This is a genomic window from Jiangella aurantiaca (assembly GCF_004349105.1).
Lineage (GTDB): Bacteria > Actinomycetota > Actinomycetes > Jiangellales > Jiangellaceae > Jiangella > Jiangella aurantiaca.
On record NZ_SMLB01000012.1, the window covers coordinates 82066 to 102395 of the forward strand.

Here is a 20330-nt window from a genome sequence, read left to right on the forward strand (position 1 = left end):
CCGAGGGGGAACGGATCAGCGCTGCGCGACCACCTGGAAGGTGAGCGTGTCGGCGAAGCGCCGGCCGTGGACGTCGGTGGCGGTGACGTGGGCCTGGTGGGTGCCCGGGGCCAGGTCAGTGGGCAGCTCGAACCGCCACAGGTGCATGGTCCGGTTGGCCACGCTGCCACCGTGGACGAGCTGCTCGGCGACGGCGGCCGGGTCGGACCATTCGGGGCCGACGAACTGGTCCTCGCCGCGCATGGGCTGAGTGCGGACGGCCTGGCGCGGCCGGTGGTTGTTGAGGCGGACGGTGACGGTGGATCCGGTGCCGCCGATGAAGAAGTTCGTCGTCAGCCAGGTGCCGCCGGCGAGGTCGGCCTGGTCGACGACGAGCGGGTCGCCGAGTTCGGGCGCCGCACCGACCGGATTGCTGTTCCACGCTGATCGCGCGACGTACCACTCGCGGTACGTCGGGGTGTTGAGGCCGAGCTGGGTCTGCACCCGGTCGTTCTCGCCGGTGACGGTGAACCGCTCCTGGAACGAGGAGTCCGCGAGGTCGAGCGTGAGGACGCCCGGGCGGCCGCCGTCGCGCTGGATGGCGGTGGGGTAGCCGTCCTCGGTGACCCGGCCGGAGAACCAGTCACCGGCGATGGCGCCGACGGTGATGTGCGGGAACGGCAGGCTGTCGATGCCGAACAGGTCGCGCCATCCCTGCATGGCGTCGCCGGTGCGCATGTTCTCGATCGAGTGGCTGTGCCCGGCGAGGGCGACCGCCTTGCGGCCGTGCAGCAGTTCGTACACCTCGCGGACCTGGTCGACCTGGTGGATGGCGCTGCCCTCGTCGGCCCAGTTCAGCAGGCCGATGTGGCCGGCGATCACGATGAGCTTGTCGCGGTCGACCTTGGCCAGGTCGCGGCGCAACCACTCCATCTGGGTCTCGTCGATGTGGCCGTTGTAGCGCGGCCGGTTCACCGGGTCGTTGCACCCGGGGCGCAGGCCATCGACGTTGTCGAGGTCCGGGGTGCACGGGTAGCGCACCGTGTTCAGTGCGATGATGTGCGCCTCGCCGACGTCGTAGGAGAAGTACGCCGGCGCGAGCTGAGCCCGGAAGGTGTCGAACGAGTGCACGGCCGTCGTGGCGTCGAAGTCGAGGTCATGGTTGCCGGGCAGGAACCGGGCCGGTCCGTTCGTCTGCGCGGACAGTCCCTTCACCTCGTCGTACAGCGACAGGTCGTCGCCGACCACGTCGCCGACGAACAGGCTGCCGCAGCCCTGGTAGTCGTTGCGCCGGGCGAGGTCGGCGATCGCGCCCTTTCGCGCATACTCGACCTCGGTCAGGTTGTACGTCTGCAGGTCGCCGGCGATGATGCAGCTCAGCCGGCGGTCGTCGGTGAGGCTGCTCTCCACCAGCGGGAAGTTGACGGCGTCGGGGATGGGGCCGGTCGGGCTGATGCCGCCGTAGCGCAGCTCGGGCGAGCCGGCGGGCAGGTGGTTGTAGTGGAACTGCGCGACGTTGAACTCGTCGACCGGCACCTGGTAGCCGGCCGGCTGGGTGACGAAGACCGTCATGTTGTCGTAGACGGGCAGCCGGTACCGGCCGCGGCGGTCGGTGGTCACTACCTCGCGCCCGTTGGAGACCTCGACGCCGGCTACGCCGCGCTCGTTCCGGTCATGGCGGCTGTCGCGGTCGCGGTCGACGAAGACGGTGCCGTTCAGCACCGTCGGGTCGGAGGGTCCGTCATCGCTGCGGACCACTTCGATCTGGCCTCGGTAGGCGGTCTCGTCCCAGTCCTGGTGCCGCCCGGTCGCGGCGGCGCCGGGTGCCGCGACGGCCGCCGCGACGGCGGCGATGCCGGCCACCGCGGCGAGGACGCGTTCTCTCGAAGACATACAGGGTCTCCCGGAAGTCGTCGGAGCGCCGGCCGGACCGGCCGGCAGCCGCGACTCTTCCGGACGATCCGGAACTCCCAGACAACGCGACCTGAAGGGACCGTGACAGCCCGGTTGTCAACGGGTCGCAGGCCGGTGGCGGGATCGGAAAGGGCGGGGGCGTTGCCGCGGCATCGCGGGGCGGCTGATGGCAGGTTAGGCTTTCCTCACTTCTGTCCTGATCGTTAGAGGAGTGCGGATGGCCGTCGGTGCCGACCTGCCCATGCGGTTCTTCCGGGCGGAGGTGATCGAGGCCCGGTCGGTCTGCGCCGACATGGTGCGGGTGGTGTTCGGCGGACCCGACCTGGCCGGGTTCGCGTCCACCGGGGTGGGCGACGAGTACCTGCGGATCTTCTTCCCGCCCGAGGGCGCCGAGCCGGTGCTGCCGATCATCCACGAGAACGGCCGCTGGACCTACCCGGACGGCGCCGAGCCGTCGCCGATGCGCACCTACACGGTCCGGGAGTTCCGGCGCGGCCGCGGTGAGCTGTTGATCGACTTCGTCGTGCACGACGGCGGGGTGGCGGCGTCGTGGGCGCGGCGGGCGGCGCCGGGCGACGTCGTCACCGTCAACACGCCGACCGGCATGTACGACCCGCCCGGCGACCTGCGCTGGCAGCTCCTGCTGGCCGACGCCGCCGGGCTGCCGGCCGCGACCCGGATCCTCGAGGCCGCCCCGGCCGGCGTGCGGACCCGCGCCGTGCTCGAAGTGCCGTCGCCGGCGCACCGCGTCGAGCTGTCGCGCGACGACGGCCTCGACGTCGTGTGGCTCTACGGCGGCAACGGTCACGGCCCCAGCCGGCTCTCGGGCGCGTTGCGCGCGGCCGAGCTGCCGTCGGGCCCCGGCTACGTGTGGGTGGCCGGCGAGACCGCGGTCCTGCGCGACGCCCGCCGGTACCTGCGGCACGAGCTGAAGCTGCCGCCGTCGGCGTACAAGGTGGTCGGCTACTGGACCGACAACGGCGAGGAGTACAACCGCCGCCTGGCCGCGCTCGACGAGGCCACCCAGCAGTGGCTGCTCGCGCCCTGGGAGACTGACGCCGACGAGGAGGAGCAGGAGGACGAGTACATCGCCCGGCTGGAGTCGCTGGGATTGTGAGCCCGGCCTGGCCGAGGCTGGGCGCGTCTGCCGTCGGCGGCACGTCGTCGACCCGGAGCACGCCGCCCGGCCCATGACCGCGCCGGTGGGCCAACCCTCAGCCGAGCGTGGCGAGGAACACGAAGAACACGACCAGGCCGGCCACCAGGCCGAGCACCCCGCCGGTGAGCGCGCGGGCGCCGTCGTCGGCCAGGCCCCGCTCCGCGCGGTCGAACCCCACCAGTCCGAGGACGACGGCCACCACCGCCGCCGGTGCCGCGACGTACTCGCCGACGATCGGGACGAACGCGAAGACCAGGGCGAGCACGCCGGTGAACAGCGCCGGTCCGCCGAGGCCACGGGGACGGGGCTCGGCGGCCGGGTCCGCTTCCATGCGCCCAAGCTTCCCATGGTCATGCCGGTTCGGCCGTGAGCCGGGCCCTGGCTGGCCGAGTGCATGCAGTTGGCCAGCCCCCTGCTGCTCTCCATTGTCGGGGGCGCGGCCGGGAGATGGGCCCCGGCTTCCATGCGAGCGTGGCGGCACGCGCGCGGGCGACACGTCACCCGCGTCAGGGCCGTCATGGGGACCCGAACGCACGGCGTGCGGTCCTGAGGCGAGTGAGGTGTCCACATCGCGGGTGACGTACGCGCTGCCAGCCGGCGGGCGGGGTCAAGGATTCACGCAACGGTCACCGCCGTTTCGTCGAGCGGAGCGGCGACCGTTTCCGGCGATCGGGACAATCCAGGGCGCTCTACCCATCGTCCATCCCTGAGAGATTGGCATCGCCGATGACGCTGCCCCCACGTGCCGGTAGACGGAAGAGAAGGGCCGGCCTGGCCGCGGCCGCGCTGGCCGCCGTCCTCGTCGGCTTCACCTGGCCGGCCTCGTACGCGGTGACGGCCGCGTCGGACGCGCCGGCTGAGACGGCCCAGGCGGCGGAGCGGAACCGGGACGAAGCGCAGCCGCCGACGCTGACCCCGGCCGACGGCACGTTCCTGGAAGGCACCGTCACCGTCGCGTCCGAGCCGGTCACGGCCGACGACGACGTCACGAGCCTCGCAATCGACGGCACGCCGGTTCAGGGCACTCCGACCGTCGGCGTGTCGACGCTGAGCTTCGACGTCGGCAGCAACTCGACCGAGGCGCGCTACCGCAACTACGTCGTCGTCAACGGCGCGCACCGGATCGACCTCAGCGACGCCGTCAACGAGCGGGTGAGCCTGGACGTGCCGAACGAGCACCTGGTGTCCGGCCAGAACACCATCGAGGTGTTCGCCGGCACCATCACCACGAGCTGCGGCGTCAACCACGACGACTTCGTGCTGTCCGACTTCACCCTCGAGCTGCTCGGCGGGCCCGCCGACGGCGACGCCAACGAGTTCAGCTACGCCTTCGGCGACGGCAACTGCGGGTCGAACGCGTCGCTGTTGCTCCGCGCCGAGCTGGCGTTCGTGATCGACGGCGACCCGCGGCGCACGACCGGTCTCACCGCCGAGGTCGACACGACGACGCTGGCGAACGGGCCGCACGAGCTCGTCGCCCGGACCGCCTCCGGCGCCACTACGGCGCACACCGTCACGGTGAACAACGCGCCGACGGGCGCGCCACACATCGCGCCGGCCGACGGTGCGCTCGCCGCCGGCACCCAGCCGGTGTTCGCGTCGTTCCCGGCCGGCAGCCTCGGCGCGGTGCCGACCCTCACCGTCGACGGCGCCGAGCCGGTCACCCGCCCGACGCTGGGCGGGGGCGTCGCGACGTTCAGCTTCGACGTCGGCAGCAACTCGATCGAGGCCCGCTTCCACAGCCATCTCCTGGTCAACGGCAAGCGGTTGGAGCTCGGCGGCGACTACGTGAGCCAGCGCGTCGACGCGGCGATCCCGAACCAGTTCCTCGTCCCCGGCGAGAACGTGATCACGTTCGTCGCAGGCTCGCTGCAGTCGTCCTGCGGCGTCAACCGCGACGACTTCGCCATCGCGAACTTGGAGCTCGTCGTCGCCGGCGGCACCGCTGCCGGGCAGGACATCGCGCCGTCCTACGCGATGGGCGACGGCTCGTGCGGCAGCAACTCGACGCTGCTGCGCGAGGTGGAGCTGCACTACGTCATCGACGCGCCCGCGGCGCCGGTGCGCGACACACTCGGGTCCGGGCTGGCCACCGTCAGCTTCGACGTCGGCAGCAACTCGATCGAGGCGCGGTACCACAGCTACCTGCTGGTCAACGGCATGCAGGTCGACCTGGGCGGCGACTACGTGAGCGAGCGGGTCGACGTCACCGTTCCCAATGAGTGGCTCATGCCCGGCTGGAACACGATCGACTTCGTGACCGGCACCTTCCAGGCCGGCTGCGGCGCCAACCGGGACGACTACGCGATCTCGAATGTCACTCTCTCGCCGGCCGAGGGCACGGCGACCAGTCAGGGCCAGCACGCCTCGTACGGCATGGGCGACGGCAACTGCGGTTCCACCGTGAACCCGCTGCGCGAGATCGACCTGCATTTCCTCGTCGACGCGCCGGCCCGTGGCCTGCGCGCCGACCTGGACACGCCGGCGCTGCCCGACGGCGAGCACACCGTCGCCGCGTCGTCCACCACGGGCGAGGTCGCCACCCGGCTGCTGGTCACCGACAACACCGCCCCCGAGGTGGCGCTGAGCACGCCGGCCGCCGGCGAGACGATCACGTCGGCAGTGGTGCTGGACGTCCAGCTGGACGACGCCTCCGGCGTGCTGTCCGGCCCGGAGGTCGCGCTCGACGGCACCGCGGTCGCGCTCGGCGACCCGATCGGCCCCGGCCTCACGCCGGGCGAGCACACGCTGTCCGTCACCGGCACCGACGTCATGGGCAACGCCGCCGTTCGTGAGATCGCCTTCACCAGCGCCGGCATCCCGGACGTCCCGGCCGAGCTGACTCCGGCGTCCGGCACCACCGGCGCCGGCGAGTCCGTCACGCTGTCGGCCCGGGTGGCCACACCTGGCGGCGGCGACGTGACGACGTCGTTCGCGCGGGCCGAGGTAGCCACCGCGGACATCGCCTGGCAGGGCAGCACGTCCACCCGGCCGACGACGCTGCGGGTGCCGGGAGAGCGGCCGGTGCCGACGAAGGACCTCGCACCGCTGGACGGCCGCACCGTCGCGGCGCCGACCAGCCGCGACATCACTTACCAGCGGTTCGACATCCGCGTCCGCCGGAACGTCGACGCGCCGTTCCTGCGCTGGGAGGGCGTCGTCGACCCGGAGCGGCTGGTCTCACTGCACGCCTGGAACACCGAGACGCAGGCGTGGGACGTCGTCGCGAGCGCCCGCGGCGCCGTCGAGGGCAACACCGTCCTGTCCGGGACGGTCGAGCAGCGCTACGTCGACCGGCAGCGGGTGCACGTGCTGGTCACCGCCGAGGACCCGTTCGCCGACGACATCGAGCCCGGCGACCCGAACGGCTTCGCCGACCCTGACACCTACGACTTCTCCATCGTCCACTTCACCGATACCCAGTACCTCTCCGAGGGCGCGGTGGAGCAGGAGACGCCGGAGGAGCGGGCCGTGTGGGCGTCGGCCTACCAGGGCATCGTCGACTGGGTCGTCGACAACGCCGCCGAGCGGAAGGTCGCCTACGCCGCCCACACCGGAGACATCATCGAGAACAACATCCGGCCGCCGCTGGACGAGCCGATGCGCGAGCAGGTCATCGGCGAGTTCGAGTTCTCGTCGGAACAGCAGGGCGTACTCGACGGCGCCGGCATTCCGAACGGCGTCGTCGCCGGCAACCACGACAACCAGTCCGGCCGCGAGACCGGCCCGGAGGCGCTGTACAACCAGTACTACGGACCGGACCGGTACGCCGCCGCCGACGACCGGTGGGAGCACGCGGAGTACGGCGGCCCGTGGCGCGAGGGCGACAACCAGAACCACTACGACCTGTTCTCGGCCGGTGGCCTGGACTTCGTCGTCGTGGGTCTGTCCTACGGCGTGACCAAGGAGGAGGTCGAGTGGGCCGACTCCGTCTTCGAGCGGTTCTCCGACCGCAACGGCATCCTGCTCACGCACGACTACGTGGTGCCCTCCACCATGCCCGACGGACGCGATGCCGCGCTCGCCGCGCCCGACGGCACGGTGCTCTACAACCGGGTCGTGGCGCCCAATCCGAACGTGTTCCTGGTGCTGGCCGGCCATCGGCACGGTGTCGCCACGAACGTCCGGCCGCCGGTGGGTGAGATCGGGCACGGGGTCGTCGAGCTGCTGGCGGACTACCAGTTCTACACGGTGTCCGCCGAGCGGCTCGGACTCACCGAGATCGGCGGTTACGAGCCGGACGACCAGCTGCAGTTCGGCGCCAGCTTCTTCCGGCTCCTGCAGTTCGACGTCGACCGGTCGGAGCTGATCGTCGACACGTACTCGCCGCTGCTGGCGGACTTCGGCGCGACCGAGTTCGACACGAACGGCCGGTACAACGGCGACGAGGACAACATGGTGCTGCCGGTCGACCTGGAGACTCGCACCACCACGTTCCAGACCGACGCGATCGCCCTCTACGCGCCGGCGGAGGCGCTCGGCGCGGTGACCGTGCCGTCGGGTTCGGTCGCCTCGGTGGACTGGTCGGGGCTGGAGCCGGGCACCACCTACGCGTGGATCGTCACGGCGCACAGCGCCGGCGGCGGCGTCACCGCCTCCGCGCCCGCCGTCTTCACCACGACCGATGCCGCCGGCCGGCCTGGGGCGTGGGGTCCGAGCGCGCCGCTGTGGCCGTACTTCGCGCCGTTCGAGCCGGAGGAGGCGCCCGTCGAGTAGTCCATCGCACCCGATGACGGGGTCGCCGCGGTCCGTGGCGGCCCCGTCGACGTCACTCACCTGTCGTTCGTTCGTGCTGGTAGTGGCGCTGACGTGCTATAGTGCGGGTAGCTGTGATCGTTGTTTCATCGAACGTTGTGGGATGCGCCGCTGCCCGGTCGTCGGGTGTTTCAGCGTTGACGTAGAGGTCCCCTCACGCGCGGTCGGCAACGCACGGGTCGATTCTCTCGGCCCGTCGTCGCGTCCGGGCTCGCAGCCGCGGTCATGACGACCGCGTCCTGTTCGAGTCCGACACAGCCGACCTCCTTGGGTGGTACCACACGTTGATTTCCTTCATCTGGTCTCCTGGCAACCCGCTGCCGGCCGGCACCGGCGGCTCGGAGAACTACACCGTCGGCCAGGTTCGAGAACTGAACCGGCGCGGCATACCGGCGCAGGTGGTCACCGTCGGCCTGGGAGTGGCCGACGGCCGCGACGAGTTCACCGACATCCCGTTCCTGTCCCTGGCGACATTGGCCGAGGTCAGTGAGCTCGACGGCACGGTCGTCTTCGTCAACGAACCGTACGTCGTGTCGACCAGGGCGCCGGCGTTCGTGATCCTGCACAACCCGCCGCCGATCCGGGAACGGGAGTGGGCGTTCGTCGCCGACGGGACCAGGGATCGTGCCCTGATCGCCACCAGCCGCTACGCGGCCGAGCTGTGGTCACGGTTCCTGGACATCGACGTGGCGACCATCAGTGTGGTCTACCCGTTCGCCGAGCCCTGCTTCGCAACACAGCCCCGGCCGTTCAACGCCGGCGGGAGGACCAGGGTGTTGTTCGCCGGCCGGCTGAGCCCGGAGAAGGGCATCTACACACTGCTGTCGACCCTGCACATCGACATCATCGATCAGGACCTCGACCTCGACTTCATGGCGACGACCGCCGGCGCCGACAAGCCACAGGGCAAGATCATCGAGCAGCTGCTCGGCGCGCACCCCCGGGTCTCCGTCGTTCCCACCCGCAAGACGCCGGCGGCGATGGCGGCATTGATGGCCGAGCACGACGTCGTGGTGATGCCGTCCAACAGCCAGTACTGGCACGAGACCTTCGGCATCGTCTCGATCGAGGCCCAGCACGCCGGGTGCCGGGTCGTCGCCTCCGACGACGGCGGCCTACCCGAGACCGACTGCGGGGGCGTGATCCTGGTCAAGCCGGACGACGCCGAGGCACTCGCCTGGGGCATCCGAGCGGCCGCGGCGGCCGGGCCGCTCTCCGTCGCCGCTCGCCGCGACGCCGGAACGAGGTTCACCGTCGGACAGTCGGTGGACACGCTGCTGAGCGTGTTGGCCCAGCCGCAGCCGATCCCGGCCGCGACCACCGTCCAGCAACTCGAAGAGCTGATCGCCGCGCCGTCGGTGGAGCGAGCCGAGCCGGTAGCAGGGAGACAGCCATGAGCGCGACTTCGCCGAGCGCGATAGCCGATACGACGACCGAGAGCGTGCCGCGACGCGTGCGACATGTGAGTACGTACACCGAACTGGCCCACAAGGTGCAGGCCGCCGGGTTGCTCCGCCGCCGCTACGCCTATTACTGGTCCAGGATCATCCTGGCCACCGCGGTCTTCGCCGGCGTCTGGGTCACGTTCGCGTTCCTCGGCGACTCCTGGTACCAGCTGCTCCTCGCCGCGGGGCTGGGGGTCGTGCTCACCCAGATCAGCTTCCTGGGCCACGACAGCGCACACCGGCAGATCTTCAGGTCCCACCACTGGAACGACTGGATGTCCCGGGTGTTGTCGGGACTGTTCGCCGGGCTCAGCCACGGCTGGTGGATGAGCAAGCACAGCCGGCACCATGCCAACCCGAACAAGGAGGGTGCTGACCCCGACATCGGGCCCAGCGCCTTCGCCTTCACCCCGGCCATCGCCCAGAGCCGGCGCGGGCTGGCGGCCCGTCTCACCCCGTGGCAGGGCTACTTCTTCCCGCTCATCATGTTCGTGGGACTCGCCCTGCACGTCGCGAGCATCCAGCGGCTCGTCGGTCGGCAGCCGCTCAAGCACCGGTGGTGGGAAGTCGCGTTCGTCGCAGGCCGCCTCGGCGGCTACGTGACCGTGCTCCTGCTGGTGCTGCCGCCGGGCAAGGCGGCCGCGTTTTTCGGCGTCCAGATGGCCCTGTTCGGCCTGCTGCTCGGCGGCACCTTCGCGACCAATCACCTCGGCATGCCGATCGTGCCGGCGGACCAGAAGATCGACTTCCTGCGCCGTCAGGTCCTGATGTCGCGCAACATCTCCGGGGGCCGGTTCACCACCTTCGCCATGGGCGGGCTCAACTACCAGATCGAGCACCACCTCTTCCCGAGCATGCCCCGCCCCAACCTCCGCCGGGCGCGAACCCTCGTCCGGGACCACTGCGCCAAGCACGACATCCACTACACCGAAACCAGCTTCGTCGGCGCCTACCGTGCGATCGTGCGCTATCTCAACGCCGTCGGGCGTGTCCCGGACCCGTTCCGGTGCCCGCTCGCCACCCAGTTGCGTACCTGACGTCCCGCCCTCAGCGGTAGCCGGCTGCGAGCGTCGTCAGCACCGTCAGCATCGCTCTCGCCGCCGGGGTGCGGACGTCGCGCGGCGCGACGGCGGCGAGGACGCGCCGCCTCGGCAGCGCCGGGGCGGCCGGTCGCAGCGCGATGTCGGGGCGGACGGCCGAGGCGGCCAGCGTCGAGATGATCGTGACGCCCATGCCCGCCGCCACCAGCGCCTGCTTGCCCGTCCAGTCGTCGCAGGTGAAACCGATGCGGGGCGGCCCGCCGAGCGCCTTCTCGAGCCCTTCCAGCGGCCCGAGGCAGTCGGGGTGGCTGCCCTCGATCCACGTCTCGCCGCGCAGGTCGCGCAGCGGGACGGTCGTCCGCCCGGCCAGGCGGTGCGCGGCCGGTAGCGCGACCCGGTGCTCCTCCTCGAGGAGCGGCACGAGGTCGACGCCGTCGTCGTCGACGCGGTCCCAGTTGGTCACCAGCGCGACGTCGACGTCGCCGGAGCGGATCTGGCGCCATCCGGCGACCACCAGGCTGACGTCGACGCCGGGGTAGAGGTCGCTGAACCGCCGGATCGCCTCGGGCACGAACTCGGTGTTGGCGCTGGGAAAGGCCGACACGCGCACGTGACCGGTGCGCAGCTCCGCGAACGCCCCGAGCCGCGACTCCATGCCCGCCAGCCGGCCGAGGATCGCGCGCGCCTCGTCGATGGCGATGGCGCCCGCGGCGGTGGGTGCGACCCCGCGCGGGACCCGGCGGAACAACGCGACGCCGACCTTGTGCTCCAGTGCGGCGATCTGCCGCGAGACGGCGGGCTGGGTCATCGTCAGTGCGTCGGCCGCCGCCGAGAACGAGCCGCGCTCCGCGACCTCGACCAGCACGCGGAGCGACCATGTCTCCAACATGCGTCGAGCGTATACCTCCTCTGCTCAACCTGCAGTTGTGCTTATGGCTCCTGCCCCGCACGGTGGAGGCATGGACTTCATCGACGACCACCTGCCGCCGGGCCCCGCGCGCGTCCTCGACGCGGGCTGCGGCGACGGCGCGCTGGCGGACCGGCTCCGCGCCCGCGGGTACGAGGTCACCGCGATCGACATCGATCCGGACCTGGCGCGGCCGGGCGTGCGGATCGCCGACATCTGCGGCTTCCGCGACGACCCCTACGACGCCGTCATCTTCTCGCTGTCACTGCACCACGTGGCGGATCTGGACGCCGCCCTCGACTCCACCGGCGCGCTGCTGCGTCCGGGCGGCCGATTGCTGCTCGACGAGTTCGCCCACGAGTGCGCGGACGAGTCGATCGCCGACCGCTTCTACGCGGCGCCGGGCTCCCTGCCGCGCTGGCGGGAGCGGCACCGCGAGTACCACGCCGGGACCGCGATGGTCGAGGCCGTGGCCAGGCGGTTCGCCATCACCTCGCTCGCCCGGGTCCCGTATCTGCACCGCTACCTCGAGGACGCGTCCTTGCGCGACGCCGAATCGGTGCTCGGCCTGCAGCTCGTCGCCGAACCGCGTCCGACCGCACGTCCACCGACCTAGGAGAAGTGTCATGTCGCTTCACGCAGACCCGTTCTTCATCGCCGCGGAGCTCGAGTATCGCCAGGAGGTGTTCCGGCGGTGGCGGCTGGCCGACCAGGTCCGTCAGCAGGTCCCACGGGGTGAAGGCCTCCTCGCGCGGTGCGTGCGGATGCTCTGGCGCGCAGGTCCAGACCGGCTCCGGCCACACCGTCCGCCCACCACCCGGTACGCAGTCGTGCCACCAGGATCGACGAGGAGGCCGTCATGACCACCGCCATCGACCTTCGCCGCGTGCAGCGGCGCACGATGTCCCTGCTGATGGTGACCCAGGTCCTGGGCAGCATCGCGGTGACCGTGACGTTCGCCGTCAGCGGGATCCTGGCGATGGAGCTGTCCGGCTCGACCGGCGCCGCCGGGCTCACACAGGCCACGCTGACGCTCGGTGCCGGTGCGGCGTCCTACCTGCTGGCGACGTGGATGAACCGGTGCGGCCGGCGCATCGGGATGGCGGCCGGATATCTCGTCGGCGCGCTCGGTGCGGGCCTGTGCGTGGTCGCGGCGGAGCTCGGCAGCTTCGGGTTGCTGGTGGCCGGCACGGTGGCGCTGGGCGCGTCGTCGGCGTCGACGAATGTCGCGCGCTATGCCGCGACGGATCTGGCCCGGCCGGAGCGGCGTGCGACCGCGCTGTCGATGGTGGTGTGGGTGGCCACCACCGGCGCGGTGCTCGGGCCGCTCATGGTGGGGCCGGCGGAGGACGTCGCATCGCGGTCGGGTCTCCCGGCGCTGGCCGGGCCGTTCCTGTTCGACATGACGTGTGCGGCGGTCGCCGGACTGCTCATCGTCGCCTTCCTGCGGCCGGACCCGCTGCTGGTCGCGCGTCAGGCGCGCGAGACTGAGCCGCTGCCCGGCACTCGGGCGCCGGTGCGGGCCGGTGTGACACGGTTCGGCGGAGCGGCGCCGACGGTGGCCGCTCTCGTCCTCGCCCACGCCACGATGGTCGCCGTCATGGTGATGACCCCGCTGGAGATGCACCGCGAGGGCGCGACCCACACGGCCATCGGCGCGGTCATCTCGGTGCATTTCCTGGGCATGTACGCCTTCGCGCCGCTGTCGGGTCTGCTGGCCGACCGGGCCGGGGTGCGACCGGCCCTGGTGACCGGCGGCAGCATCCTGACGCTGTCGTTGGCGGTATCGGCCGGGCTGGCCGGGACGTCCGGGCTCACGCACGGACTCGGCCTGTTCCTGCTCGGCCTCGGCTGGTCGGTCTGCACGGTCGCGGCGTCGTCGCACATCGCGGCCTGCTCGGTGGCGGACACCCGCATCCAGGGTGCCGCCGACACCGCGATGACGCTGGTCTCGGCCGGTGCGGCCGCGGCCGCCGGCCCGCTTATGGCGCTGGGCGGCTTCGCCGGACTGCTCGCACTGGCCGCCGTCTTCACGACCGGCGTCCTGCTCGCGGCAACCCGGGTCCGGCCGGCGCGCTCCGCCGGCGCACGCGAGAGCATGCGCGAAGCCGGCGTCCCCGAGCCGGCCGGCTGACGACTTGTGCGCTGACGATGTGGCATCGGTGTTGTCAGGGCTCGATGATCAGGTCGTCGATGTCCCGGCCGAACGTCTCGCCGTAGATGCCTGTCATTCTGCGCATGGTGAGCTCGTCTCGTGGCACGTGGAACAGCGTGCCCGGGAAGTCGAGCGCTTTGAGCTTGGGCCAGTACTCGTCGTGAGCGCTCGGCGGATAGAGCTCGGCCGGGTCTCCGACCGCAATCCATCCGATCGGCACGGTCGCGCCGCTCGTCACTCGAGTGTTGACGTGCACGACGGCGTTGACGCGCACTTCCGCGCCGCGCTCGACGCGGGCCCCTGGAAAGACCGACACGCCGGTCGCGAGGAACACATCGTCCTCGATGGTCGCTCCGTTGAGATGCGCATGCGGTCCCGTCAGGACGTTCTCGCCCAGCGTGAGCGGAAAGCCTGATCGCCCGCGCAACACCGCGTGCTCCATGACGATGCAGTTGTCGCCGACGTGGACCGGTCCGCCGTCCGCGCTCACAACTGCTCCGAAGAGGATGCGGCTGCCCGCTCCGACCCGGACATCACCCGACAAGACGGCGGTCGGCGCGACGTACGCCGATGGTGCGACCGTCGGACGTTCGCCATCGTGCTCGATCAACATGCCCGCGATTACCTCCCTTGTCGTTGGCGCTCGATGCGTGTCTGATCCGCACCGATCCGTACCACCCAAGCTGGCTATTTGATACGGAACCCTGTTACCGGATCGTAACGGCTCGGCGTGGAATCAGCTGTTAACGTTCACAACCTGCCCAGGTCAGGACATGTGGGATCACGGGTCGTGGCGCCCGTATCCGCGAGGGAGGGTTTTTGTGAACAGACGATTCGTGGCGGTGATCGGCGGCGCCGTGCTGGCCCTCTCGGTGGCGGCGTGCGGCGGCGAGGGCGCGGGCGGCGGCACCGAGGAGTCCGCCGCACCCGAGGACCTCACCATCGGGGTCTCGATGCCGACCCAGACCTCGGAGCGGTGGATCGCCGATGGGGACTCGGTGCGTGAGCAGTTGGAGGAGCTGGGCTACGGGGTCGAGCTGCAGTACGCGAACAACGACATCCCGACGCAGTCGCAGCAGGTGGATCAGATGATCACCCAGGGCGCGGACGTCCTGATCATCGCGGCCATCGACGGGACGGCGCTGAGCAGTCAGCTGCAGGCGGCCGCCGACGCGGACATCCCGGTGATCGCTTATGACCGGCTGATCCGCGACAGCGAGCACGTCGACTTTTACGTCAGCTTCGACAACTACCGCGTCGGCGTCGCGCAGGCCGAGGCGCTGCTCACCGGGCTGGGCCTGCGGACGGCCGACGGTCAGCCGGGCGACGCGGCGGGGCCGTTCACGATCGAGCTGTTCGCCGGCTCGCTGGACGACAACAACGCGCACTTCTTCTTCGACGGCGCGATGGACACGCTGCAGCCGTACATCGACGACGGTTCACTGGTGGTCAGGTCCGGCCAGACCGACATCGAGCAGGTCGCGATCCTGCGCTGGGAGCAGGAGACCGCGCAGCGCCGCATGGAGGACCTGCTGACCTCCAGCTACAACGACGGGTCGCGGGTCGACGGCGTGCTGTCGCCGTACGACGGACTGTCGCGCGGCATCATCACCGCCCTGCAGAACGCCGGCTACGGCGCGGCAGGCAACCCGATGGCGGTCGTGACGGGGCAGGACGCCGAGATCGCGTCGGTCAAGCTGATCAGCGACGGCGTGCAGAACTCGACGATCTTCAAGGACACCCGGCTGCTGGCCGAGCAGGCCGTCGTCGCGGCCGAGGCGTTCCTGGGCGGCGAGGAGCCGGAGGCCAACGACACCGAGACCTACGACAACGGCGTCAAGGTGGTCCCGTCGTACCTGCTGCCGGTCGAGACGGTGTACGCAGACGACATCCAGCCGATCCTCGTCGACTCCGGCTACTTCACGGCCGAGGAGGTCGCCGCCGGCCAGACAGAGAGCTGACGGACGGCGCCCAGATGAACGACACCATCCTCGAGATGCGCGGCATCACCAAGACGTTCCCGGGCGTGACGGCGCTCCAGGACGTCTCCCTAGTGGTGCGGCGCGGTGAGATCCACGCGATCTGCGGTGAGAACGGCGCCGGCAAGTCGACGCTGATGAAGGTGCTGTCCGGGGTGCACCCGGCCGGCTCGTACGACGGCGACATCGTCCTCGACGGCGTCCCGGCGCGGTTCCACGGCATCCGCGACAGCGAGGCCGTCGGCGTCGTGATCATCCACCAGGAGCTGGCGCTGGTGCCGTACCTGTCGATCGCGGAGAACGTCTTCCTCGGCAACGAGCGCCGCGGCCGGGGCGGGCTGATCGACTGGAACCGCGCCAACGCCGAAGCCGCCGAGCTGCTGGCGTCCGTCGGCCTGGACGAGAATCCGGTCACGCCGGTCGCGCAGCTCGGCGTCGGCAAGCAGCAGCTGGTCGAGATCGCCAAGGCGCTGTCGAAGGAGGTCCGGCTGCTGATCCTGGACGAGCCGACCGCCGCGCTGAACGACACCGACTCCGCCCACCTGCTCGACCTGCTGCGCCGGCTGCGCGATCAGGGCATCACCTGCATCCTCATCTCGCACAAGCTCGGCGAGGTCACGTCCATCGCCGACGCCATCACCGTGCTGCGCGACGGCCGCACCGTCGAGACATTGCGGACCGGCGAGGGCGAGGTCACCCAGGAGCGGATCATCCGCGGCATGGTCGGCCGCGACCTGGAGAGCTTCTACCCCGACCGGGTCAGCGAGCCGGGCGACGAGGTGCTGCGGATCGAGGACTGGACCGTCTGGCACCCCACCCAGGACCGCAAGGTCGTCGACGGCGTCAGCCTCGGCGTCCGCGCGGGCGAGGTGGTCGGCATCGCCGGGCTCATGGGCGCGGGGCGCACCGAGCTGGCGATGAGCGTGTTCGGCCGGTCCTACGGCCGCGACGTCAGCGGCCGGCTGTACGTGCGCGGCCGGGAGGTGAAGGCGCGGTCGGTGTCCGAGGCGATCGACAACGGGATCGCCTACGCCACCGAGGACCGCAAGCGGTACGGCCTCAACCTCATCGAGGACGTGCGCCGCAACATCTCCGCGGCGGCGCTGCGCAAGCTCGCCAGCCGTGGCTGGGTGAACGGCAACGAGGAGATCCGGGTCGCCGAGGAGAGCCGGTCCTACCTGGGTATCCGCACGACCAGCGTGATGACCACGGTCGGCACGCTGTCCGGCGGCAACCAGCAGAAGGTCGTCCTGGCCAAGTGGCTGTTCGCCGACCCCGACGTGCTGATCCTCGACGAGCCGACCCGTGGCATCGACGTCGGCGCCAAGTACGAGATCTACACGATCATCAACCGGCTGGTGGCGGCCGGGAAGGGCGTCCTCGTCATCTCGTCCGAGCTGCCCGAGCTGCTCGGCGTCTGCGACCGCATCTACACGCTCGCGGCGGGCCGCCTCACCGGCGAGCTGCCGGTCGCACAGGCGACCCAGGAGAACCTCATGGCACTGATGACGAAGGACAAGGAGGCCGCCGCATGACGAGCACGCAGCGACCACCGGCGGAGAACCGCGCGGAACCCGAGAGCGCCCAGGCCGCCGCCCTGCACACCGGCACCAGCAACCTCCGGACGCTGGTGACCCGCAACGTGCGGCAGAGCGGCATCTACGTCGCCTTCGTCGTGATCGTCGCGCTGTTCGCGATCCTGACCGACGGCGTGCTGCTCAGCCCCGGCAACATCACCAACATCGTCCTGCAGTACTCCTACATCCTGGTGCTGGCCATCGGGATGGTGATCGTCATCATCGCCGGGCACATCGACCTGTCCGTCGGGTCGGTCGTGGCGCTGACGGGCGCGGTGTCGGCGGTGCTGGTGATCCAGCAGGGCTACGCGTGGTGGATCGGGGTGCTGGCGGCGTTGCTCGTCGGCGTCGCGGTCGGTGCCTGGCACGGTTTCTGGGTCGCCTACGTCGGCATCCCCGCGTTCATCGTGACGCTGGCCGGCATGCTGCTGTTCCGCGGCCTGACCCTGCAGGTGCTGGACAACATCTCGCTCTCGCCGTTCCCGTCGGAGTACCAGCGGGTGGCCAACGGCTTCCTCAACGGCCTGCTCGGCGGACAGGGCTACGACGCGTTCACGCTGTTCATCGGCGCGTTCGCGGTGGCCGGCTACGCCGTCAGCGTCTTCCGCACCCGGGTCGCGCGGATCCGCTACCGCCAGCCGGTCGAGTCGTTCCCGTTGTTCGTCGCCCGGGTCGTGGCCGTCGCCGCCGTCGTCATGTACTTCGCGTGGCAACTGGCGCACGCCCGCGGCCTCCCGATTGTGCTGATCATCCTCGGCGTCCTGGTCATCGCGTACGCCGTCGTCACCAAGCGGACGGTGTTCGGCCGCCAGGTCTACGCGATCGGCGGCAACCTGTCCGCGGCCCTGCTGTCCGGCGTCCGGGTGCGGACGGTGAACTTCTGGATCTTCGTCAACATGGGCTTCCTGTCCGCCGTTGCCGGCGTCATCTACTCGTCCCGGTCCAACGGCGCCCAGCCGGCGGCCGGCACCATGTTCGAGCTGGATGCGATCGCGGCCGCGTTCATCGGGGGAGCGGCCGTCACCGGCGGCGTCGGCACCGTCGTCGGCGCGATGGTCGGCGGCCTCATCATGGCGGTGATGAGCAACGGCATGCAGCTCATGGGCGTCGACCAGTCGATCCAGTCCGTGGTCAAGGGCCTGGTCCTCCTGCTCGCCGTCGCGTTCGACATCTACAACAAGCGCCGCGGCGGCGCCGCCTCCCGCTGAACGCCAGCCCGTGATCATCAACCTTTCGTGCCGCCATGGCGACACAAAAGGTTGATGATCACGGGGTCAGGGTGCGGTTACTGGATGCCCTCGCGGACCAGGCGCCAGTGCTGGCACTGGCAGGTGTTGGTCGTCCACTGCTGGGCGACGGCGCCGTCGGCGGTGGAGCCGCCGGCGATCTCGAGGCTCTTGCCGCTGTTGGCGTTGACCAGGCGCCACCAGCCGCCGGTCACCGGCGTCGCCACCCAGGTCTGGGTGGCGCTACCGGTCGGGCCCCACTGCACGGCCTGGACGCCGTCACCGGTGGCGGCGCCGGGGATCTCCAGCACCTTCCCGCTGTTGACGTTGGCCAGCTGGACGCCGCCGGTCACCGTCCGCAGGTTCCACACCTGGGTGGGGTGGTTGGTGTCGCCCCACTGGCCGGCGCCGGCGCCGTCGGTGGTGAGGGCCGACAGGATCTCCAGGAACTTGCCGCTGGTCCGGTTGACGACGCGGAACTGCGGGTCCAGCGCCGCTGACGTCCGGTAGACATGCAGCACGTCGAGCTCGGCGAACGACGTCGCTTTGGTGAACGTGATCGTGTTGACGCCGGCGTTCAGGTTCACCGTCTGCTGGGCCCACAGGTAGCGGCCCCAGTCGACCGTCGGCGGGTAGGAGATGGTGGTGGCCGCGCCGCCGTTGACGCTGACGGAGTGGGTGCTGGTGCTACCCATGCCGTTGGCGTAGCGGACGTTGAGCCGGTACGACCCGGCGGCCGGCACCCGGACCGTGAACGTCACCGAGCTGCCCGCGTTGTTGATGTTGCCGACCTTCTGCCCGTTCGACGCGTCGTGGTGGGTGACGAGCGTGGCGTCGTTGCGGGCCGCCCGCTCGGCCTCGTACTGCTGGGCGTCCAGCGGGATGGTGCCGACCCGGACGTCGTTGTAGGTGGTCGACGGGTTCTCGACGTTGGTCGCATGGAAGAGCGTGCGGCCGTCGACGCTGGTGTCGAAGCCCTGCGCGAAGCCGCTGAACGCACCGCCCTGGGTGTCGGTGGAGTCGTAGGTGACGGCGTACGGCAGCCGCTCCCACGGCCCCTCGCCGAGGTTGTAGTTGACGTAGAAGTGCTGGCCGGTGTTGATGTTGCCGCTGGAGTCCAGCGACCACTTCGACGACACGATGACCATGCCGTTCGGCCCGCCGCCGGGCACCCAGCGGACGAACGGCGACGACCCGATGCCGCGGCCGTCGGCCAGCCGCACCGGCGTGCCGATGCTGGACTCCGGGCTCCAGTTCAGGCCGTCGGGGGAGATCTTGTAGTAGACCGGGGCGGTGTTCAGGCTCTGGCTCGGCCGGTTGACCACCTCGAACGTCGCCAGGTAGCGGCCGTCGGGCAGTTTCGTGACGGTGATCATGCCCGGCCGGTCGCTGGTGTTCGGCGGCGCCGACACGTTGACCAGCGGGCCCCAGGTCTGCCCGCCGTCGGTGGAGCGCCGGTACGACACCGCCTGCAGCACGCCGTTGGCCTTCTGCCGCTCGTCGGAGAAGTAGGCGACCAGCCCGCCCTGGCCGTCGACGGCCAGCGCCGGCTCCCAGACGGTGGTGGTGGTCGACGTCGGGCTGGGGTCGTAGATCGCCGGCCCGCCGGTGTCGATGGTGCTCAGGTAGGACCACGTGACGCCGCGGTCCTGGCTCTTGTACACGACCAGCCGGCTGCTGGAGCGGTCCGCCGGCATGATCATCCCGGCCAGCAGGATGGTGCCGGCCGGCAGCGAGCCGACCTGCTGCGGCAGCTCGTACAGGAATGGCTGCGCGGTGCGGGTGAGCGTCGGGAAGGTTGCGCTGGGCGCGACGTCGGCGATCTTCGTCCAGCTGGTGCCGTCGTCGGTACTGCGGTAGATGGGGTAGACCTGGACGCCGCCGACGAGCACCAGCTGGTCGTACGTCACCAGCTGGGTTCCGTTGGCGGTGCCGTTGTTCTTCAGCGTGATGATCTTCGCGTAGGTGGTGCCGACCGGCCGGTTGCCCTCGGGTTCGAAGGAGGTTCCGGCGGCGGGGGAGTAGACGAGCGCGCCGTTGCCGGTCGTGACGGCGGTGGCGGCGGGATCGGGTGCGGCGGCCAGGGCGGCCGCGGCCAGAGCGGCGACGGCGGCGAGGGCGGCCAGCGCACGGCGGCGTGGGCTGCGGACAACGGTGGACATGACTCTCCTCGTGACGGGGGTGGGCGCAGTCA

General features: G+C 70.7%; 14 protein-coding genes. 9 read left to right on the forward strand and 5 right to left on the reverse strand.

Annotated features, from left to right (window positions below; genetic code table 11):
* Positions 1 to 15 precede the first annotated feature (15 nt).
* Positions 16 to 1872 carry a calcineurin-like phosphoesterase C-terminal domain-containing protein gene (locus tag E1262_RS11465; RefSeq protein WP_132103263.1) on the reverse strand — a complete coding sequence of 619 codons (1857 nt, stop codon included), beginning with the start codon at positions 1870 to 1872 and terminating at the stop codon, positions 16 to 18.
* Between the two features lie 238 nt (positions 1873 to 2110).
* Between E1262_RS11465 and E1262_RS11470 the strand changes: the two genes are divergently transcribed.
* Complete coding sequence (locus E1262_RS11470) at positions 2111 to 3010, forward strand: siderophore-interacting protein (protein WP_203453780.1); 900 nt, start codon at positions 2111 to 2113, stop codon at positions 3008 to 3010.
* Between the two features lie 97 nt (positions 3011 to 3107).
* Here the strand turns inward: E1262_RS11470 and E1262_RS11475 are convergent, their stop codons facing one another.
* Entirely contained in the window at positions 3108 to 3383 is a 276-nt protein-coding gene (locus E1262_RS11475) for a hypothetical protein (protein ID WP_132103264.1), read from the reverse strand.
* Between the two features lie 395 nt (positions 3384 to 3778).
* Here E1262_RS11475 and E1262_RS11480 point away from each other — a divergent pair, with 395 nt between their 5' ends.
* The 3 genes from E1262_RS11480 (at position 3779) to E1262_RS11490 (ending at position 10289) form a co-directional block, all read left to right on the forward strand.
* Complete coding sequence (locus tag E1262_RS11480) at positions 3779 to 7768, forward strand: metallophosphoesterase (protein ID WP_132103265.1); 3990 nt, start codon at positions 3779 to 3781, stop codon at positions 7766 to 7768.
* A gap of 323 nt (positions 7769 to 8091) precedes the next feature.
* Positions 8092 to 9204, forward strand: coding sequence for a glycosyltransferase family 4 protein (locus tag E1262_RS11485; protein WP_162605872.1), 1113 nt, complete (start codon positions 8092 to 8094; stop codon positions 9202 to 9204).
* 65 nt (positions 9205 to 9269) lie between these two features.
* Positions 9270 to 10289 carry a fatty acid desaturase family protein gene (locus tag E1262_RS11490; protein WP_203453781.1) on the forward strand — a complete coding sequence of 340 codons (1020 nt, stop codon included), beginning with the start codon at positions 9270 to 9272 and terminating at the stop codon, positions 10287 to 10289.
* A gap of 10 nt (positions 10290 to 10299) precedes the next feature.
* Here E1262_RS11490 and E1262_RS11495 read toward each other — a convergent pair whose 3' ends face one another.
* Positions 10300 to 11181, reverse strand: coding sequence for a LysR family transcriptional regulator (locus tag E1262_RS11495; protein WP_132103268.1), 882 nt, complete (start codon positions 11179 to 11181; stop codon positions 10300 to 10302).
* Positions 11182 to 11251: 70 nt separating this feature from the next.
* Between E1262_RS11495 and E1262_RS11500 the strand changes: the two genes are divergently transcribed.
* Entirely contained in the window at positions 11252 to 11815 is a 564-nt protein-coding gene (locus tag E1262_RS11500) for a class I SAM-dependent methyltransferase (RefSeq protein ID WP_162605873.1), read from the forward strand.
* 243 nt (positions 11816 to 12058) lie between these two features.
* Positions 12059 to 13333, forward strand: coding sequence for an MFS transporter (locus tag E1262_RS11505; RefSeq protein WP_132103270.1), 1275 nt, complete (start codon positions 12059 to 12061; stop codon positions 13331 to 13333).
* A 34-nt stretch (positions 13334 to 13367) separates the two neighbouring features.
* Here E1262_RS11505 and E1262_RS11510 read toward each other — a convergent pair whose 3' ends face one another.
* Positions 13368 to 13967: a gamma carbonic anhydrase family protein gene (locus E1262_RS11510; protein ID WP_132103271.1), complete on the reverse strand. Its 600-nt coding sequence runs from the start codon at positions 13965 to 13967 to the stop codon at positions 13368 to 13370.
* 208 nt (positions 13968 to 14175) lie between these two features.
* Here E1262_RS11510 and chvE point away from each other — a divergent pair, with 208 nt between their 5' ends.
* The 3 genes from chvE to mmsB are packed head-to-tail and all read left to right on the forward strand — an operon-like array spanning position 14176 to position 18118.
* A complete protein-coding gene (chvE, locus tag E1262_RS11515; RefSeq protein ID WP_132103272.1) occupies positions 14176 to 15315 on the forward strand; it encodes a multiple monosaccharide ABC transporter substrate-binding protein in 1140 nt (379 codons plus the stop codon).
* A 14-nt stretch (positions 15316 to 15329) separates the two neighbouring features.
* Complete coding sequence (gene mmsA / locus E1262_RS11520) at positions 15330 to 16868, forward strand: multiple monosaccharide ABC transporter ATP-binding protein (protein ID WP_132103273.1); 1539 nt, start codon at positions 15330 to 15332, stop codon at positions 16866 to 16868.
* Positions 16865 to 18118 carry a multiple monosaccharide ABC transporter permease gene (gene mmsB / locus E1262_RS11525; protein WP_132103274.1) on the forward strand — a complete coding sequence of 418 codons (1254 nt, stop codon included), beginning with the start codon at positions 16865 to 16867 and terminating at the stop codon, positions 18116 to 18118. The genes mmsA and mmsB overlap by 4 nt, the downstream gene beginning before the upstream one ends.
* Before the next feature lie 77 nt (positions 18119 to 18195).
* Here mmsB and E1262_RS11530 read toward each other — a convergent pair whose 3' ends face one another.
* Complete coding sequence (locus tag E1262_RS11530; RefSeq protein ID WP_132103275.1) at positions 18196 to 20298, reverse strand: RICIN domain-containing protein; 2103 nt, start codon at positions 20296 to 20298, stop codon at positions 18196 to 18198.
* Between the last annotated feature and the right edge of the window lie 32 nt (positions 20299 to 20330).

What these genes read in the sequence shown, in the direction of transcription:
- E1262_RS11465 (WP_132103263.1), bottom strand. Translation starts at nt 1,872, where the DNA reads ATGTCTTCGAGAGAACGCGTCCTCGCCGCGGTGGCCGGCATCGCCGCC.
- E1262_RS11470 (WP_203453780.1), top strand. Translation starts at nt 2,111, where the DNA reads ATGGCCGTCGGTGCCGACCTGCCCATGCGGTTCTTCCGGGCGGAGGTG.
- E1262_RS11475 (WP_132103264.1), bottom strand. Translation starts at nt 3,383, where the DNA reads ATGGAAGCGGACCCGGCCGCCGAGCCCCGTCCCCGTGGCCTCGGCGGA.
- E1262_RS11480 (WP_132103265.1), top strand. Translation starts at nt 3,779, where the DNA reads ATGACGCTGCCCCCACGTGCCGGTAGACGGAAGAGAAGGGCCGGCCTG.
- E1262_RS11495 (WP_132103268.1), bottom strand. Translation starts at nt 11,181, where the DNA reads ATGTTGGAGACATGGTCGCTCCGCGTGCTGGTCGAGGTCGCGGAGCGC.
- E1262_RS11500 (WP_162605873.1), top strand. Translation starts at nt 11,252, where the DNA reads ATGGACTTCATCGACGACCACCTGCCGCCGGGCCCCGCGCGCGTCCTC.
- E1262_RS11505 (WP_132103270.1), top strand. Translation starts at nt 12,059, where the DNA reads ATGACCACCGCCATCGACCTTCGCCGCGTGCAGCGGCGCACGATGTCC.
- E1262_RS11510 (WP_132103271.1), bottom strand. Translation starts at nt 13,967, where the DNA reads ATGTTGATCGAGCACGATGGCGAACGTCCGACGGTCGCACCATCGGCG.
- mmsA (WP_132103273.1), top strand. Translation starts at nt 15,330, where the DNA reads ATGAACGACACCATCCTCGAGATGCGCGGCATCACCAAGACGTTCCCG.
- mmsB (WP_132103274.1), top strand. Translation starts at nt 16,865, where the DNA reads ATGACGAGCACGCAGCGACCACCGGCGGAGAACCGCGCGGAACCCGAG.
- E1262_RS11530 (WP_132103275.1), bottom strand. Translation starts at nt 20,298, where the DNA reads ATGTCCACCGTTGTCCGCAGCCCACGCCGCCGTGCGCTGGCCGCCCTC.